Source organism: Segniliparus rotundus DSM 44985 (assembly GCF_000092825.1).
In the GTDB taxonomy this organism is placed as follows: domain Bacteria; phylum Actinomycetota; class Actinomycetes; order Mycobacteriales; family Mycobacteriaceae; genus Segniliparus; species Segniliparus rotundus.
Genome location: NC_014168.1, coordinates 1,845,396 through 1,861,605, shown reverse-complemented (window position 1 = coordinate 1,861,605; position 16,210 = coordinate 1,845,396). Strand labels below are relative to the sequence as shown.

At 67.7% G+C, this 16,210-nt stretch carries 13 protein-coding genes; 9 read left to right on the top strand and 4 right to left on the bottom strand.

What is annotated here, in order from left to right:
* Positions 1-4 precede the first annotated feature (4 nt).
* Positions 5-442 (top strand): ribosome-binding factor A, encoded by a 438-nt coding sequence (locus SROT_RS09245; protein WP_013138760.1) that lies wholly within the window; start codon positions 5-7, stop codon positions 440-442.
* Positions 443-531: 89 nt separating this feature from the next.
* On the opposite strand, the gene SROT_RS09240 is transcribed toward SROT_RS09245, so the two are convergent.
* Complete coding sequence (locus SROT_RS09240; RefSeq protein WP_013138759.1) at positions 532-981, bottom strand: HIT family protein; 450 nt, start codon at positions 979-981, stop codon at positions 532-534.
* Positions 982-988: 7 nt separating this feature from the next.
* A complete protein-coding gene (locus SROT_RS09235; RefSeq protein ID WP_013138758.1) occupies positions 989-1,645 on the bottom strand; it encodes a hypothetical protein in 657 nt (218 codons plus the stop codon).
* A gap of 206 nt (positions 1,646-1,851) precedes the next feature.
* Between SROT_RS09235 and SROT_RS09230 the strand changes: the two genes are divergently transcribed.
* The 7 genes from SROT_RS09230 to SROT_RS09200 all read left to right on the top strand — a co-directional run bounded on the left by SROT_RS09230 (position 1,852) and on the right by SROT_RS09200 (position 12,456).
* Complete coding sequence (locus SROT_RS09230) at positions 1,852-2,991, top strand: NAD(P) transhydrogenase subunit alpha (RefSeq protein ID WP_013138757.1); 1,140 nt, start codon at positions 1,852-1,854, stop codon at positions 2,989-2,991.
* 10 nt (positions 2,992-3,001) lie between these two features.
* Positions 3,002-3,319, top strand: a complete 318-nt coding sequence (locus SROT_RS09225) for an NAD(P) transhydrogenase subunit alpha part 2 (protein ID WP_013138756.1) — start codon at positions 3,002-3,004, stop codon at positions 3,317-3,319.
* Positions 3,320-3,400: 81 nt separating this feature from the next.
* Entirely contained in the window at positions 3,401-4,762 is a 1,362-nt protein-coding gene (locus SROT_RS09220; protein WP_049773422.1) for an NAD(P)(+) transhydrogenase (Re/Si-specific) subunit beta, read from the top strand.
* Entirely contained in the window at positions 4,743-5,969 is a 1,227-nt protein-coding gene (locus SROT_RS09215; protein ID WP_013138754.1) for a lipase family protein, read from the top strand. Before SROT_RS09220 ends, SROT_RS09215 begins: the two co-directional genes overlap by 20 nt.
* A 143-nt stretch (positions 5,970-6,112) precedes the next feature.
* Positions 6,113-9,628, top strand: a complete 3,516-nt coding sequence (smc, locus tag SROT_RS09210) for a chromosome segregation protein SMC (protein ID WP_013138753.1) — start codon at positions 6,113-6,115, stop codon at positions 9,626-9,628.
* A 282-nt stretch (positions 9,629-9,910) separates the two neighbouring features.
* Complete coding sequence (locus SROT_RS09205; protein WP_013138752.1) at positions 9,911-11,293, top strand: hypothetical protein; 1,383 nt, start codon at positions 9,911-9,913, stop codon at positions 11,291-11,293.
* On the top strand, positions 11,293-12,456 hold the full coding sequence (locus SROT_RS09200; RefSeq protein WP_013138751.1) for a WXG100 family type VII secretion target: 1,164 nt from the start codon (positions 11,293-11,295) through the stop codon (positions 12,454-12,456). The genes SROT_RS09205 and SROT_RS09200 overlap by 1 nt, the downstream gene beginning before the upstream one ends.
* A 6-nt stretch (positions 12,457-12,462) precedes the next feature.
* Here SROT_RS09200 and SROT_RS09195 read toward each other — a convergent pair whose 3' ends face one another.
* Positions 12,463-13,782, bottom strand: a complete 1,320-nt coding sequence (locus tag SROT_RS09195; protein WP_013138750.1) for a hypothetical protein — start codon at positions 13,780-13,782, stop codon at positions 12,463-12,465.
* On the bottom strand, positions 13,779-14,777 hold the full coding sequence (locus SROT_RS09190) for a hypothetical protein (protein ID WP_013138749.1): 999 nt from the start codon (positions 14,775-14,777) through the stop codon (positions 13,779-13,781). The genes SROT_RS09195 and SROT_RS09190 overlap by 4 nt, the downstream gene beginning before the upstream one ends.
* A gap of 159 nt (positions 14,778-14,936) precedes the next feature.
* Between SROT_RS09190 and SROT_RS09185 the strand changes: the two genes are divergently transcribed.
* Positions 14,937-15,989: an NAD(P)-dependent alcohol dehydrogenase gene (locus SROT_RS09185; RefSeq protein ID WP_013138748.1), complete on the top strand. Its 1,053-nt coding sequence runs from the start codon at positions 14,937-14,939 to the stop codon at positions 15,987-15,989.
* Positions 15,990-16,210 lie beyond the last annotated feature (221 nt).

Here is a 16,210-nt window from a genome sequence, read left to right as displayed (position 1 = left end):
ACTCATGGCTGACCCAGCGCGAGCCCGACGGCTCGCGAAACGGGTCCGGACCTTGATCGCGAACGCGGTCGAGCATGAGATTCCGGACCCCAGGTTGGAACTGGTCACTTTCACCGACGCGAAGATGACTGCCGATTTGCGAGAAGTCACCCTGTTCTACACGGTTCGGGGCGCGAGCATCGCCGACGAGCCGGATGTGGCAGGCGCCGCCGAGGCGTTCGTCGAGTTCGCCGGCAGGCTCCGAGGCCTTGTCGGCGCCCAGCTCGGGGTGAAATTCACCCCGAGCTTGAAGTTCACGTTGGACAAGGTGCCCGACTCGGTCGCGCAGATGGAGGAACTGGTCCGCAAGTCCCGCGAGGCGGACGAGGCGGCCCGCAAGGTCGCCGCGCAAGCCCGTCCCGCCGGGGACGCGAACCCGTACAAGGACTTGGGCGAGGTCTGACCTCCAGCCTCAGCGCGAGTTGACCGCGCAGAAAGCGGCCCACCTCAAACACCCGGACGAGATGGCTCTGTTCGAGCGTTCGGCACAGCTCAGCCCAGTCTGCGCAGGCCTTCGCGGATCGCTTCGGCAGTTCGTTCGGGGTCGGCGAGTTTTCGCCAGAGCGCGCCGAAGAGGAAGGACAGACTGAGCTTGTCGCCTTTGCGACGGGGGATCACATGCAGGTGCGTGTGGAAGACGGTCTGCATGGCGGCTCTGCCGTCGTTGACGACCAGATGCACGCCAGCGGCCCCGAGATCGCTGCGCCGGATGCCTCGGGCGATACGCTGAGCTGCTTGGAAGACCTTCGCCCCGTTGCCTGGGTCCAGATCCTCCAGGTAGAGGCTGTGCGGCTTCGGGATCACTAACGTGTGGCCCCGGCTCACCGGGCGGATGTCGAGGAACGCCACGATGTCGTCGTCCTCGTAGACCCGGTACGCCGGGCTGACTCCGGCCACAATCGCGCAGAACACGCAGTTCTCGGCCGACGTGTTCGCGGGCATGGGGCGCTCAGCGGTTCCGTCGGGTGTAGGCGCCCCGGTCCAGGTTGTAGTTCAGGAAGTCGAGGTCGGGGCGGCGAAGCCGGGCCCAGTTGAAAGCCCACCTCGCGTAGCCGGCGCAATCCGTGATCGGATACACCACCCTCTCGACCAAGCTGTCCCAGAGGATCATGGCGAAGGGCTCGTAGTACCGCTTGCCCTCCACGGTGAACGTCGGCAGGTTCAGCAGGTCCGCGAGTTTCAGATCGGGGTCCGAGAGCCCGGGGAACTGTTGTCGCGGCTCCGGTCGGATGATCTCCCGCAGCTCTTCGACGCTCTGGGTCGTCACCACAAAGGTGTAGTAGAAACCGATGCTCGCCAAGTTCTCGTAATTGTCGTGCAGGCCCTGATGCACCAGCGTGCCGCCCTGGGCCAAGGGGTTGTCCGCCAAGTGCTCCGGAAGCGGGTGTTTCTCCGTCGCGACTTGCGGCAAGGTGATAATCATGATGCGCGAGCGGCCGAGCTGGTGCAGCGGCAAAAGGACGTCGGTGGTCTCCGTGCTCGGCAACCGCAGCTCCGGGAGGGGCTTGCCGACCAGAGCCGCGTGCTCGGGAGCGAGCTCCGATTGCCAGGGGTTCGGCTCTATGTCGACTTGGAACCCTTCTCCGCCGAATTGGATATCAGGCATGCCCGCCTCCTGATCGGCCGTAGAAATTCTCTGTCGTCATAATCCTTCACTCTTGATCGATAACACCATGATCGGGCGGGTCATCACCCGATTGGGCGCGTCAAGGCTAGCACGCCCCGGTGTGAAACCCGCGATAACCCGTCTGACATACTCTAACGCCATCGCCCGTTTGGTGGCGCGAAATCAAGAGGAAGGTGAGTTTCCGCATGGCGCAAGCTCTATCTGACGGAGCGTCCCGCCTGACGCTCGGCGTCGTCCGAGAGACCGGGCACGACGAGCGCAGAGTGGCACTCGTGCCGAAGATCGCGAGCATTTGGACTGCCAAGGGCCTCAACGTCGTCGTCGAGCCTGGGGCTGGACTCGGATCGCTCATCCCGGACGCGCTCTACACCGAAGCCGGCGCCGAGATCGGCGACCCTTGGTCCGCCGACGTCGTCGTGAAGGTGGCCCCGCCGACCCCCGAGGAGATCGCGAAACTGAGAAGCGGATCGACTTTTATCGGTTTCCTGGCGCCGCGCACCGCGACAGAGAACATCGCCAAGCTCGACGCTCAGGGCGTGCGCGCCTACGCGATCGAGGCGATTCCCCGTATCTCGCGCGCGCAGGTCATGGACGGGCTTTCGTCCCAGGCCAACGTCTCAGGCTATAAAGCTGTGCTGCTCGGCGCGTCCCTGCTCACCCGGTTCTACCCGATGCTCACCACCGCCGCGGGCACCGTGAAGCCCGCAACGGTCCTGGTGCTCGGGGTCGGCGTCGCTGGTTTGCAGGCCCTGGCCACCGCGAAGCGCCTCGGAGCCCGAACCACCGGCTACGACGTGCGCCCGGAGGTGGCCGACCAAGTCCGCTCCGTCGGCGCGCAGTGGCTGGACCTCGGCATCGAGGCGGCGGGCGAGGGCGGCTACGCCCGCGAGCTCACCGATGCGGAGAAGGCGCAACAGCAACAAGCGCTGGAGGACGCGATCAAGGGCTTTGACGTGGTGATCACGACCGCGCTGGTGCCGGGCCGTCCGGCTCCGCGCCTGGTCACCGCGGCGGCTGTCGAAGGGATGCGCCCCGGCAGCGTGGTCGTGGACCTGGCTGGGGAGACCGGCGGCAACTGCGAGCTCACGGAGCCAGGCCAGACCGTGGTCAAGCACGAGGTGACGATCGCGTCGCCGCTGAACCTCCCGGCCACCATGCCCGAGCACGCGAGCGAGCTGTACTCCCGCAACATCTCGGCACTGCTCGAACTGCTCGTCAAGAAGTCCGAGGACGGGGCGCTGCGCCTCGACCCCGACTTCTCCGACGAAGTTTTGGCCAAGTCCATTGTGGCGGGCGCGCCCGCTGCTGCGTCCATTTCTGCATAAGGCGGCAACGTTGAACACGCAACATTTGCTGGACAGCATTGCGGTGCTGGTCCTCGCTGGCTTTGTTGGCTTCTCCGTCATTTCGAAGGTGCCCAACACCCTGCACACCCCGCTCATGTCCGGCACCAACGCCATCCACGGCATTGTGGTGCTCGGCGCGCTGGTCGTCCTGGGCGACCTGAAGGACGACACGCCTGTCGGGGTGTGGGTGATCGCTTTCCTCGCCTTGGTCTTCGGCACGCTCAACGTGGTCGGCGGCTTCGTGGTCACCGACCGAATGCTGGGCATGTTCAAAGGCAAGTCCAAGACCCCTTCGAAGGAGGCCTGACCCGTGACGAACGTGACGACGCTCGACCTGGTGGTCGACGCTTTGTATATTGTCGCCTTCGCCCTGTTCATCTACGGCCTCATGGGTCTGACAGGACCGAAGACCGCTGTGCGCGGCAACTACATCGCGGCGGTCGGCATGGTCCTCGCTGTGGTGGCCACGCTGGTCAAGATCTACCCGACCGCGACCAAGCTCGCCTGGGTCGTGATCGCGGCAGGGGCTGTCGTGGGGGTCGCGGGCGGCGTGCCGTCCGCGCTGAAAACCAAGATGACGGCGATGCCGCAGCTGGTGGCTTTCTTCAACGGCATGGGCGGCGGCACCGTCGCGCTCATCGCGTGGTCGGAGTTCATCACGAGCGAAGGTTTCTCGGACTCCGGGTCCGGCGCCGCGCAGATCGGCGGCTCGCTTTTCGGCGCGATCATTGGCTCGGTCTCCTTCTGGGGCTCGATCATCGCCTACGCGAAGCTGCAAGAGATCCTCTCAGGCCGTCCCATCACCATCGGCAAGCTCCAGCAACCGCTCAACCTGGCGCTGTTCTTGGTCGCCATCGCCGCCGCTGTGGTCATCGGCCTCAAGACGAGCTCGGGCGGAGCGGACTGGTGGTGGATCATCGTGCTGCTCGTGGCTGCGGGCGCGCTCGGCGTGTTCGTCGTGCTTCCCATCGGCGGCGCGGACATGCCTGTGGTGATTTCGCTGCTCAACGCGCTCACCGGCCTCTCCGCCGCAGCTGCGGGCCTTGCGTTGGACAACATCGCGTTGGTGGTCGCGGGCATGATCGTCGGAGCCTCGGGCACTATCCTCACCAACCTCATGGCCAAGGCTATGAACCGTTCGATCCCCTCCATCGTGGCGGGCGGTTTCGGCGGCGGTGGCGGCGTTGCCGGGGCAGCGGGCGGCGACAACAGCGACAAGCAGGCCAAGGCCACCAACCCCTCGGACGCGGCGATTTTGCTTTCGTACGCGAACCAGGTCATCGTCGTCCCCGGCTACGGTCTGGCTGTCGCGCAGGCGCAGCACGCCGTGAAGGACATGGCGAAGATCCTGGAGAGCAAAGGCGTCGAGGTCAAATACGCCATCCACCCGGTGGCGGGCCGTATGCCAGGGCATATGAACGTGCTTCTCGCCGAGGCGGATGTGCCGTACGAGGCCCTCAAAGAGATGGACGAGATCAACGACGAGTTCAAACGGACCGACGTCGCGATCGTCCTCGGGGCCAACGACGTCACCAACCCGGCGGCGCGCAACGACCCGAGCTCGCCGATCCACGGCATGCCCGTGCTCAATGTGGACGAGGCCAAGTCGGTCATCGTGGTCAAGCGCGGTATGAGCTCGGGTTTCGCCGGGATCGACAACCCCTTGTTCTACGCTCCCAACACCACCATGCTCTTCGGCGACGCGAAGAAAGTGGTCGGCGAGCTGATCGATGAGCTCAAAGCGCTCTGAAAAAACTCTGCGCGCGGCGCCCGCGGCGGCACTGATCCTGGCGGGAGCGCTGCTTTCCGGCTGCTCGAATGAGCACGCCCGGTCCGCGCTCACGCCGGGCGCGCTGGTCCAGGACGCTCCGTTCCAGCTCGCCGGGGCCAGCGCGGCGCTCGGAGCCAAGGCGGACGCCCGGTTCATCAGGTTCGGCTCCACATCCGCGGCGCGCGACGAAACTGTCGAAGTGAGCGCGAGGGTGCTCATCCCGCACGCCGCCCCGCCGCCCGGGGGCTACCCGCTTGTCTCCTACGGGCACGGCGCGGTCGGTTTCGACCCAGCTTGCGGGCCGACGGCCACGAAGGACCTCGGCCCGGACGACGCGCCTCGTGTCGGCGCGCTGCTCGACTCCGGCTACGTCGTCGCCGTCCCCGACTATCAAGGCCTTGGCGCGGGCGCAGAGCACCAGGGAAGCGGCGGCCATCCGTTCCGTGAGCCGAAGACTCTCGGCCACAACATGATCGACGCGGCCCACGCCGCCAAAGCGCTCCTGGACAAGCTCGGCATTGCCGCCTCGGGCGCATGGGCCGCCTACGGCGAGTCGCAGGGCGGGGAGGCGGCCTGGGCGGCGGGCGACCTGGCCGCCAGCGCTGGCGGTGCGGGGCTGCGTTTGGTCGGCGTGGCAGCGGAGAAGCCGCCGACTGATTTCACCTGGCTCGTGGACGGAGCAGCCGCAGGCGTTCTGAGCCAGGGCGAGCAGATCTCGTATCTGCGTTTGCTGCGCGGGCTCCAGGTGGTGCGTCCGGAGCTCGCGCTCGACCAATACGTGCGCGGCCCGCTGGCGGACAAGGCGAACCAGGACGTGCTCTTTCGGTGCTTCGCCCAGAGCGGCGACGAAGTCGTCGCGATCGCCCGCCGGCTGCGGCCGAACGACACGGCGCTGTCCCCGCAGCAGGCGCGACAACTCACAGCATGGCTGGCCGATTGGCGGCTGCCTCTGCCCGAGACGGCCCCGTCTGGGGCGGAGCCCGCGCCAGTCCCGTTTTTCGTCGCTGCTTCGGCGCAGGACGAGGTTGTGCCGATCAGCTCCGTCCGCCGAGCTGCCTCCGAAGAGGAGGCGCGACGGTCGGCTCCAATGCGCTTGGTCGTCCAAGACGGCGGATTGCATCACGAGTTCGACGACTCCGCCGAGGCCATCGCATGGATCGGGGACAGGTTCGCCGGACGGCGCTGAGCATGCGAACGGCGACGGCTGCCGCCAGCCCCTTGCGCGCTGAGACCGGGAAGCCCGAACACAGGTCGATTTCCTGTTCGAGCAGCGTGCTCCGCGCCTGGCCGCCTTGGATCTCATCACGGCGCGCGGTAGCCTGAACACCTATGCACCTGCGGAGCCTCACCCTGAAAGGCTTCAAATCCTTTGCCGCTCCCACCACGCTTGTTTTCGAGCCGGGGGTCACTGCCGTCGTGGGCCAGAACGGGTCGGGCAAGTCCAATATCGCGGACGCGTTGTCCTGGGTGATGGGGGAGCAAGGCGCGAAGTCTCTGCGCGGGGCGAAGATGGACGACGTCATCTTCGCGGGCACCAGCAAGCGCCCCGCGCTCGGCCGGGCCGAAGTCACCCTCGTCATCGACAACACTGACGGCGCTCTCCCGATCGATTACACCGAAGTGGCGATCACCCGGCGAATGTACCGCGACGGCGGCGGGGAATATCTCATCAATGGCGATTCGTGCAGGCTGATGGATGTCCAGGAGCTCTTGTCCGACTCGGGCATCGGTTCGCAAATGCATGTGATCGTCGGCCAAAACCGCCTTGCGACGATGCTCGGAGCCCGGCCGCACCAGTGGCGCGAGCTCATCGAAGAGGCCGCCGGGGTGCACAAGCACCGCAAACGCAAAGATCGCGCTTTGCGCAAACTGGAGACCACCAGCGCGGATATGACCAGGGTCGGCGACTTGGTCGGCGAGCTGCGCAGACAGCTCAAGCCCCTCGGCAGGCAGGCGGAGGCGGCCAAAAAGGCCCACGCGGCAGGAGCGAAGCTCCGCGACGCGCGCCGTCGTCTCGCGGTCGCCAAGATCGCGCGCACGAACCAGGCCGCAGCCGCCACCGGGGTTGCGGCGCGGGAAACAGCGGCGCGCAAAGAAGCCGCACAGCGGGAGCTTGACGCGAAGCTGTCCTTGACCAGCGCTGACGAGGAGGCGCTTCGTGTTGTCCGGGCCGCTGCCGGGAAGGCGCGCGAACAAGCGGAGCAATTAGGCCTCGTCGTCGAACGGGTGCGCGCGACCGCTCGGGTGGCGCATGAACGCGCCCGGCAGCTCGCCAAACACGCCGCCGCCCCGCAATTCGAAGAAGATCTGACCGACCAGCGGGCCGAGCTGATCGCCGCACACGCGCAGTTGGAGGGCCAATTGGCGGTTTCGGCGGCGGAGCTGGAGGCCGCGCGGGGGGCGGAGCGCGCCGCGAAAGCCGAAGCGAGCCAGGTGGCGCAGCGGCAGCGGGAGCAGGAGCAGAAGCTGCAGCAGTTGCGGGCGCAAGCGGCCAAGGCTTCGGGGCAGGCGGCGAGTTTGGCGGGGAAATCGCAGGCGCTGCTCGCGGAGGCCGATCACGCCAGGCACGCCAGCGCGGAAGCGCATGGGCGCGCCGAGCGCGCGCGGGCAGACGCCTCCGGGTTGCGGGCGGAGCAAGAAGAACGCGATCTCGCCTGGCAAGGAGCCCAGTTGCGCGCGGATGAGGCCAGCCGGACCGAGTCCCTGCTTGTCGAGCGGGCGGAGGCGGCGACCGCCGCGGCTGCCGGGCTCAAAGGCACGACGGCGGCGCTCGCCGCGCGGATCGAGGCGCTGGAGTCGACCGTGGCCCCGGCGGACGGGGCCGCGTGGCTCTTCGCGCACGCGTCGGCCAAGCCGACGGGCGTCCTGGCCGAACGCCTCGCCCCGACCGCCGGATACGAGCGGGCGCTTTCGGCGGCGCTCGGGGCGTTCGCGGAAGCAGTCGTCATGGACTCGTCGGAGGCCGCGCTCGCGGCCGCCGCGGCGCTCGGCGAGGCTGGCGAAGGCCAAGCCGCGCTGGTGTTCCCACCAGGGCAGGCGCACACGAAGGCGGGGGAGCGCTCGGCCGCATCCCCAGGACGAGCCGAGTTCGACGGCTCGCTCCCGAAGGGCGCGCGCATGCTGCTCGCCTTGGTCGAAGCCGACGACGAACTCGCTCCCGCCCTGTTCGCCCTCCTTGCGGGCGTGGTCGTGGTGGACGCCCCCCAAGAGGCGCGGGCTGTGCTCGCCCAGCACCCGCGCGCCAAGGTGGTGACCAAGTCCGGCGATCTGATCGGCCTCGGCTGGACGCTCGCCGGAGTGGGCCGCAGCACGGGCGTGCTCGATGTGCGGGCGCAGATCGTCCGGGCGCGCGACGAGCTCGCCGACGCGGAGCGCCAACTCGGCGAAGCCCAGCAGGCGGCCGAGCATCTCCGTGCGGAGCTGGCCGCAGCGCGTCAGGCCAGCGTCCAGGCGCGCGCCGAGCTGACGGGGGCAGCCGCTGACCGCGCGGTCGCGGGCGAGTCCCTTGCCCGGTCGGCCACGCAGGTGGAGACCCTCGAGATGGAGTCGCGCAGGACAGCGGCCCGAGCTGAGGCATTGGCCCAGCAGGCGCAGGACCTCCACGAGGCCATCGAACAGGCCGAGGCGGCCTATCAGCAGGCGCAGCGCGACGCGGAGGAGCTCGCCGCCCGTGTGGAGCAGGAGTCCGTGCTGGGCCAGCAGACGAGCGCGGCCTTGGAGGAGCTCCAGGCTCGCCGCGGGGCGGCTGAGTCGGAGCATGCCGCTCTGCGCGAGCGCGCCGTGGCGGCGAAGGCCAGAAACGCGGAGCTCGAAGCTCGGGAGCAACGGCTCAAGGCCGCGCAGGAGGAGGCGTTGCGCCAGGAGCGGGCCCGGCTGCGAGCCGCCGCCGCGCATGCTGTGGCGGTTCGGCTCGGCGACCGCGCGCAAACGGTCTGCGAAGCGGCGCAGGCCCGCCACGAGCGTCTGCGGCGCAGGGTCGCCGAACAGATCGAAAGCATGCGTGAAGGGCAATCGCAGGTCGCGGCGGCCAGGGACCGGCTGGCGGCGGCGGAGCGGGCGGCGCATGCCGCCGAGCTCGCCGCGACCACCGCCGAGGAGCGGTCCAAGGCGGCTGAGACCGAAGTGATCGAGCGGTTCGGCATGACACCCGCCGACCTCGTGGCGGAATTCGCCGAAGAAGACCCCGCCGGCTTCGACCAGGACCAGCTCGCGCACGATGTGCGGCTGGCCGAACGCGAGATCGCGGCAATCGGCCAGGTGAACCCGCTCGCGCTCGAGGAGTTCGCGGCGCTCGAAGAGCGGCACGCGTTCCTCACCGCGCAGCTGGACGACCTCACGAAGGCGAGGAAAGACCTTCTCGATGTGGTCAAGGAGGTGGACGACCTCGTGGTGCAGGTGATCCGCGAGGCGTATGAGGACGTGTCGCGCGAGTTCGGCGAAGTCTTCCGGACGCTCTTCCCCGGCGGCGAGGGTTCGTTGGAGCTGACCGAGCCGCACGATCTGCTGGCCACCGGGATCGAGGTCAAAGCCCGGCCTGCGGGGAAAAAGGTGCAGCGGTTGTCCTTGCTCTCCGGCGGGGAGCAATCGCTCACCGCGCTCGCCGTGCTGGTCTCGATTTTCCGCGCCCGGCCTTCGCCCTTTTACATCCTGGACGAAGTGGAGGCCGCGCTCGACGAGGTGAATTTGCGCCGTCTGCTCGTGATCCTCGAAGATCTCGCGCGTTCTGCCCAGCTCATCATCATCACCCACCAACGTCCGACGATGGAGATCGCCGACGCGCTGTACGGCATGAGCATGCAAGGGGACGGGGTGACCCACGTCGTCTCCCAGAAAACCGCTTCCTAACGCTGCTGCGGGCTGCTGCGGCCTCGGTTCCGATACTGGCGGGCAGCGCGTGTGCGGTACACTTCCCCGGACGTGACTTGAGTGGCGCCTCTGAAAACCCTGAATACGGGACTCGCGCAGCGCGGCGCGAGGAAACCAACGCGAGGGAACCAAATCGTGTTGGGAAGCGTCTAAACAGGCGAGCGCATGTCCTGGTTGCGAGAAACAAACGGGGCACGGCGAGGCGCTCATCGGAAAGCTCTTGCGGGAGCGGCCATGCCACACGGAGAAAGGAGCGCTTCCATGGCGGAGAGAACCGATGTCAACGAAGAAGCGGTCAGACGGGTCATCGCAGCGTGCGACGAGTTGAGCAATCACTTGAGCAAGATCGACAGCGATGTGGACGCTTTGGCGGGGGCCAGTCAGTCCAGCGGGTGGGGTTCGAGCCCGGACGGCAGCAAGATGGCGCAAGACCTGCACGAGTACACGACCTCGGGGAGCAACGCGGACGGGCTGAAAAAGAGCGCCGAAGAGCAGAAGAAGACGATTGAGAGCTACAAGAAGCTCCTCCGCGGCGGCGCGCAGAAGCTTTTCGACCAGGACGAGGATTCGGGCAAGCACATCGACAAAGCAGTCGACGAGGACGCTGCCAAGCACGCTGAGGACACGGCCAGAAGCGCTGACAAGAAGACGGCCCAATCCTCCGCCTCGCAAGGCTCCGGCGGCGGATCAGGCGGCGGCATGGGCGGGGCGCAACAGGCCATGCAGTCAGGTATGCAAGGCGCGCAGCAGGCCATGCAGGCGGGCATGCAAGGCGCCCAGCAGGCCATGCAGGCGGGCATGGGCGGGGCGCAGCAGGCTGTGCAAGCCGGTATGCAGGCAGCTGGGGGCGAGCACGGCGACGCGGGCCACGGGGGCGCGGACCACGACAGCTCGCACGGCGGCAGCCACTCGGACCACGGGAACGGGGCTGCGGACGAGGCGGACCGAGACGACGCGGGCAGTGCTGGAGATATCGCAGAGGGGCTGCACGACAGCGGTCCTGGGCGCGACAGCGGCGCAGGTGCGGGCAGCGGCGCGGGTGCGGGCAGCGGCGCGGGGCCGGCGCCGCAGCACGCCGTCGGCGCTTCCCACTTGGCTGCGCCCTCCGCCCATCCGGGCGTTGCGGCCGAGCCCGCCCCTGCGCCAGCAGCGCCGCAGCCTCCCACATCGCACACCGAGCCGCCGGGGTTCGGCGCCTCTGCGGCTCCTTCGGGCCCGGCGGGACCGTCGCCCGAAACTGCGCCCGCTGGGGCCGGGCAACACCCGCAAGGGCACTTCGCCCAAGGGATTATGGGGCAGCGCCTCGACGACGGGGGAGCCTCGTCGAGCCAGGACGGGCGTGCTGGCGGACAAGTCTTCACAGCAGACCGGCCGCACCCCTTCGGGGAGCGGGCCGCAGAGGCGTCCTCCAGCCCCGGCGGCGGCTCCCACGACGACGCTTCTGTGGTGGGGCAGCAGTTACAGGCCAACATGGAGACTTCGGGCCTGCACCAGGCAAACGTGACTTCCGCCGCGAACGCGCCCTCGGCGCCAGCCGGCGGGGGCTTCCTGTTGGGACAGGATTTCCAGGCGCAAACCGAGGCTCCTCAGGGGAACACCACCCCTCCCGCCGCCCCATCTGAGGATCAAGGAGGCAATCGGTAATGGGCGACATCGACTACAGCTCCATGGCCGACAACGGCTACCGGCAGCTGCTCTCCTTCGCGCAAGGGGTCGACCCGAGCGCGATCGAAGCTTTGGCGAACAGCTGGAATCAGCTTTCTCACGACATCCCCGAGGCCTATCAGGGATTTAAAACGACGTTGAACAGCGTGTTCGGATCAGAATGGACGGGAGAGTCCGCAGACGCGGCCAGGGACGCGTCCGACCGTCTGTGCGCGGGCATGAACAACAACATCGACCGTGTGCGGACCGTGTGCGACAAGATCAAAGCGTTGGCGGCACACGCGCACCAGGTCAAGAGCGTGGCCGACTGGGCGCAGGAAGAGGCCAACAAGAAGGGCTTGAAAGCGCAGGACTACCAGGACATCGGCAAGGCCCTCGCGGACGCGCTGCAGGCGTTCTACGGGCCGGTGGGCGAGCACCCCCTGCGCAATCTCCCTGCGTTCGAGAAAGTCGCGCCGCTCGTCTTCGCCAAACCGGACGAGGCCATGGGAGACGCTGACGATGAGAAGAAAGCCAAAGGCGAAAGCAGCTCTGACGAAGGCAAGGGCGATGGCAAAGGGGAAGGCGAGGGCGGCGGCCAAGGCTCCGGCGGTGGCTCTGGCTCTGGCTCCGGGGGCGGCGAAGGGTCCGGGGGTTCCCCTTCGGGCTCGGGGAGTCCGGCTGGGGCGGGTATGAGCCCGGCAGACCTTGGTTCGACCGACCCGATGTCGTCCGAGCTCGCGCCGATGGACCCGGCGAACGCCAGAGGCGGCATCGGCGGGGGCATGGGCGGCGGGGGCATCGGCGGCATGGGGGACAAGGACAGGAAGCTCTCCGCCGCCCCAGCGAAAGCCGACGCATCGTCCAAGCCGGTGGTGAATGTGAACACCCCGGGGCTGGAAGGGCTCAAAGGCCAGCAAGGCATGGCCGGCGGCATGGGCGGGGGCATGGGCGGCATGGGCGGCGCGCATGGCGCTGGCGGTGGTGACGGCAAGGAGCACAAGACGCCGGATTACCTCATCAACAACGACCATGGTTTCGACCTGGTCGGCCACGCGCTGCCCGTCGTGTCCCCCGAAGTCATCGGCGAACTCGACAAGAGCGAGATCAAGAAACTTGAGTCCAACCGGGAGAAAATGACCCAGGAAACAGCGCGCCAGTAGGGCTTGCTACTGGTAGACCCCTTTTTCCAGACGCATCTCGGCGATGGTCGCGCCGATGGCGGCGCGGCGCGTGCGGACTTCGTCCTCCAGGTGCTCCAGCCACGTTCGCCACGCCGTGTCCGGTTCGGCCCCTGCGGTTTTTCGCTCTGCGGCCAGGAGGTCTTTGCTGTTCGCGAGTCGGATCTGCCCGTCCCGCAGGCGTCGGACAAGCGGCTTGGCCCGAGGCCCGAAGGAATCGAGCGCGCAGTTCGCGGCAGCCCGGCGCGCTCGCGGGTCGACGATTTCACCAGCGTCGACACATCCTGTGCGCACCTCGTCTGTTGTCTCATCCGCGAGCGCCGCTGAAAGCCATGCCCCCTCGGGGCGCGTCGCTCGGCGCCAGACAGCGAGCACAGCGAGCGGGCTGAAAAGCGCCAGCACAGCGATTGGCCAAGGCCCACGGGCGAGCACGAGGGCGAACACGCCGAAAGCGCCCACGCCGATCGCGGTCCACCACGCACGTTCGCGGGCCGGGAGCAACACCGCGAAGGCAAAACCAAACCCCGCCGACGCGGCCCAAACCCATGACCAGCCGCCCTGTTCCGAGCTGAGCGCTGTTGCGCTCGCCCCGCCCTGCAAGCATGCGAGAACCGCAGAACCGAGCACAGCGCCAGCGCGGACGGCGAAACGGCGAAGCCTGCCGTGCGCAAAGGCGACCTGTGCCGAGCCCAACCCGTAGCCCGCTGCGGCGGGAGCGGCCCACGCAGCCGCGACGAGGACGAACCAGTGGGGGAGCCCTTTGGCGAGCGCCCCGGCGACGCCGCCGGCTGGATCGTCCAGGACGCCATGCGACAGAGCCACCAGCAGGGTGCCGGACCAAAGGCCGAATCCGCAGCTCATGCCGATTTTCATACCGTCCGTCGGACGCAGTGCGCGATCCTTCGCCAAAGACAGGAGGAGGAATGTGCCCAGAACGGCCAGCGCGTCGTGCGCCAAAGGCTCGGCGAGCCAATGGGCTGCCATACCGCCTTTGGCCAAACCAAGTGTTTTCACCAGGAGCTGGTGTGTTTGCAGGTCGGTGCGGGCGACAAGGACGCCGCAGGCCGCGCCCCAGCCGAATCCTGCTGCGGGCAAAGACCTCGGCAGGACGCCGTGCGGGTCCAGCGTCCAGCCGAAGACAGCGATCACCGCGGCCCCCGTGCAGGTGAGCAGCGCCCAGGCGATGGCCAAGGCAGCGCCGGATCCGGCGAGCTCGTGCGGGCCGCGCCAGAACAACGCGGCGGCGGCGACAGTCGCGTACACCCAGAACAGAACATTGCGCGGGCGCAGGAAAGCACGGTTGTTCACGGGGTGATCCTCACGCTGTTTTCCAGATCGTACAGCTGTTCCCACAGCGGCTTGGGCTCTCTGCCGCTGGTGGAGAGCACCAAAAGCAACACGGTTGTGCCGTAGTTGAAGAGCACGAACTGGTGGAACCGGTCCAGGTCGTGGTTGCTCCGGTTCTGGACATGGTAGGTCTGGTCGATCTTGAGCGCTCGAAGTGGTCTGCCCCGGGAGTCTTGGACGGTGACGTGTTGGGGATAGAGGAAGCCGGGGTCGCTGACGCCGAGTTTGGCTTTCGCGTACCAGCGGTAGTGTTCCTCGGCGTTTTGCACACCGTCTTCACGCAGGACGCGAAGCTCGGCTTCTCCTTGTTTGAGGACCAGTTGGCGGCGATCCTCTTCGAACGGCTCAAGGCCCCAACCCGCGAAGGGGGCGAGGTTCACCGTCACTTCCGGGCGCAGCACGCCGAGGTTCTGCGCGCTGGCTCCTGCCTTGAGCGGAGCCAGCCGGTCATGCGTCCTTTTGTTGGCTTCCCCAGGCGCGATCAGCACCGCTGCGGTGAGCGCGAGCACGAGCGGGCCGGCGAGCCAGCCTGTGTTCGGCAGCATCCGCACAAGGGCACGGGGGGAGGCGAGCAGCAATCTCCCTGCCCAGCGCAGCAGCTGCCCGAGAGGCCGGATGGCCCACCGCCAGATCGGTCGCAGCAGGAGCCGCCAGATTTGCAGCCCGGTCCAGCGCAGCGGCAGCCAGAGCGCCGGCCGGATGGCCCACCGCCAGATCGGTCGCAGCAGGAATCGCCAGGCTTGCAGCCCGGTCCAGCGCAGCGGCAGCCAGAGCGCCGGCCGGATAGCCCACCGCCAGATCGGTCGCAGCAGGAATCGCCAGATCTGCGCGGTGATGGCGACGAACCCTGCCCACAGCAGCCGGAAAGGCTGCGCCAGGCCCACGAGCACCGGGGTGAGCAGGACACGGTCTGACCACGCTCGTAACCCAGAAGTCAGTTTCGTCACTCGAAGCATTGTGGCATCTGCCGGATGCGCAGTTCACAAGCCCCTCGGCACAAGCGGCCAAGAGGCCGGGCTCGCTGCGAGTTGACCTGGAGCGTGCTCCAGGTTCTAGGGTGGACACATGCACATCGACGAATGCGCGATCTGCCCCACAACCAGAAGGAGACTCTCGTGACTTTGTCTGTTCCCGCGTACGCCGCGTTCTCTCCGACTGAGCCGTTGCGCCCGGCGGTGGTGCAGCGCCGGGAACCCGGCCCCAAAGACATTGTCATCGACATCGTGTGGGCTGGCATCTGCCACAGCGACATCCACACGGTGCGCAACCATTGGGGCCCCGCGAGCTTCCCCGTGGTGCCGGGGCACGAGATCGCCGGGATCGTCACACAGGTCGGCTCCGAGGTGGAGAAGTTCGCCGTGGGCGACCACGCCGGGGTCGGCTGCATGGTCGGCTCCTGCGGCGAGTGCCCCGACTGCAAGGCGGGGGAGGAGCAGTACTGCTCGGGGACAGGCATGATCGGCACGTACAACGCGGTGGGCAAAGACGGCCTGGCGACCTACGGCGGCTACAGCGACCTCATTGTCGTCGACGAGGGCTTCGCGCTCAAAGTCCCGGCCAACCTGCCGCTCGACCAGGTCGCTCCGCTGTTGTGCGCAGGAATCACCACCTACTCGCCGTTGCGCCACTGGGGCGCGGGTCCGGGCACGCGCGTCGGCGTCGTCGGCCTCGGCGGTCTCGGCCACATGGCTGTGAAGCTGGCTGACGCGATGGGCTCCGAGGTGACTGTGCTCAGCCAGTCGCTGCGCAAACAGGAGGACGGTTTCACGCTCGGCGCGGACCACTATTACGCGACCAGCGACAAGGCGACGTTCCAGCAGCTCGCCCGCTCCTTCGACCTCATCCTCAACACAGTTTCGGACGGCGTCGACATCGCTGGCCTGTTGAACCTGCTCGACCGTGACGGCACGCTGGTGCAGTTGGGCCTGCCGGAGCACCCGTTGAGCTTCAGCCCCTCGCCTTTGGTCATGGGCCGCCGCCGCTGGGCGGGCTCGCTCATCGGCGGGATCGCCGAGACGCAGGAGATGCTGGACTTCTGCGGGGAGAAGGGCATTGGCTCCGAAGTGGAGCGGATCGAGTCCAGCCAGATCAACGAGGCCTACGAGCGCGTCCTCAAGAGCGATGTGCGGTACCGGTTCGTCATCGACGGCAGCACCTTCACAGCCTAGTTGTCCCAGGGCGGCGCGTCTCAGCAGGATATCGCGGACGCCGCGCCCAGTTGTGGGCGTTTTGTTTTCCCATCGAGCCAGTCGGTGGTTTTTGCCACCGCTGACGCGGACTGGCATGGGGACAGGCGCAGAGAACTGGTCGCCGACATCCCGACGCGCGCGGGAGCCCGCAGCGGCACGCAGACCGTTCGCGAGGCGCCTGAGCAGCTCGGCAAAGGGCC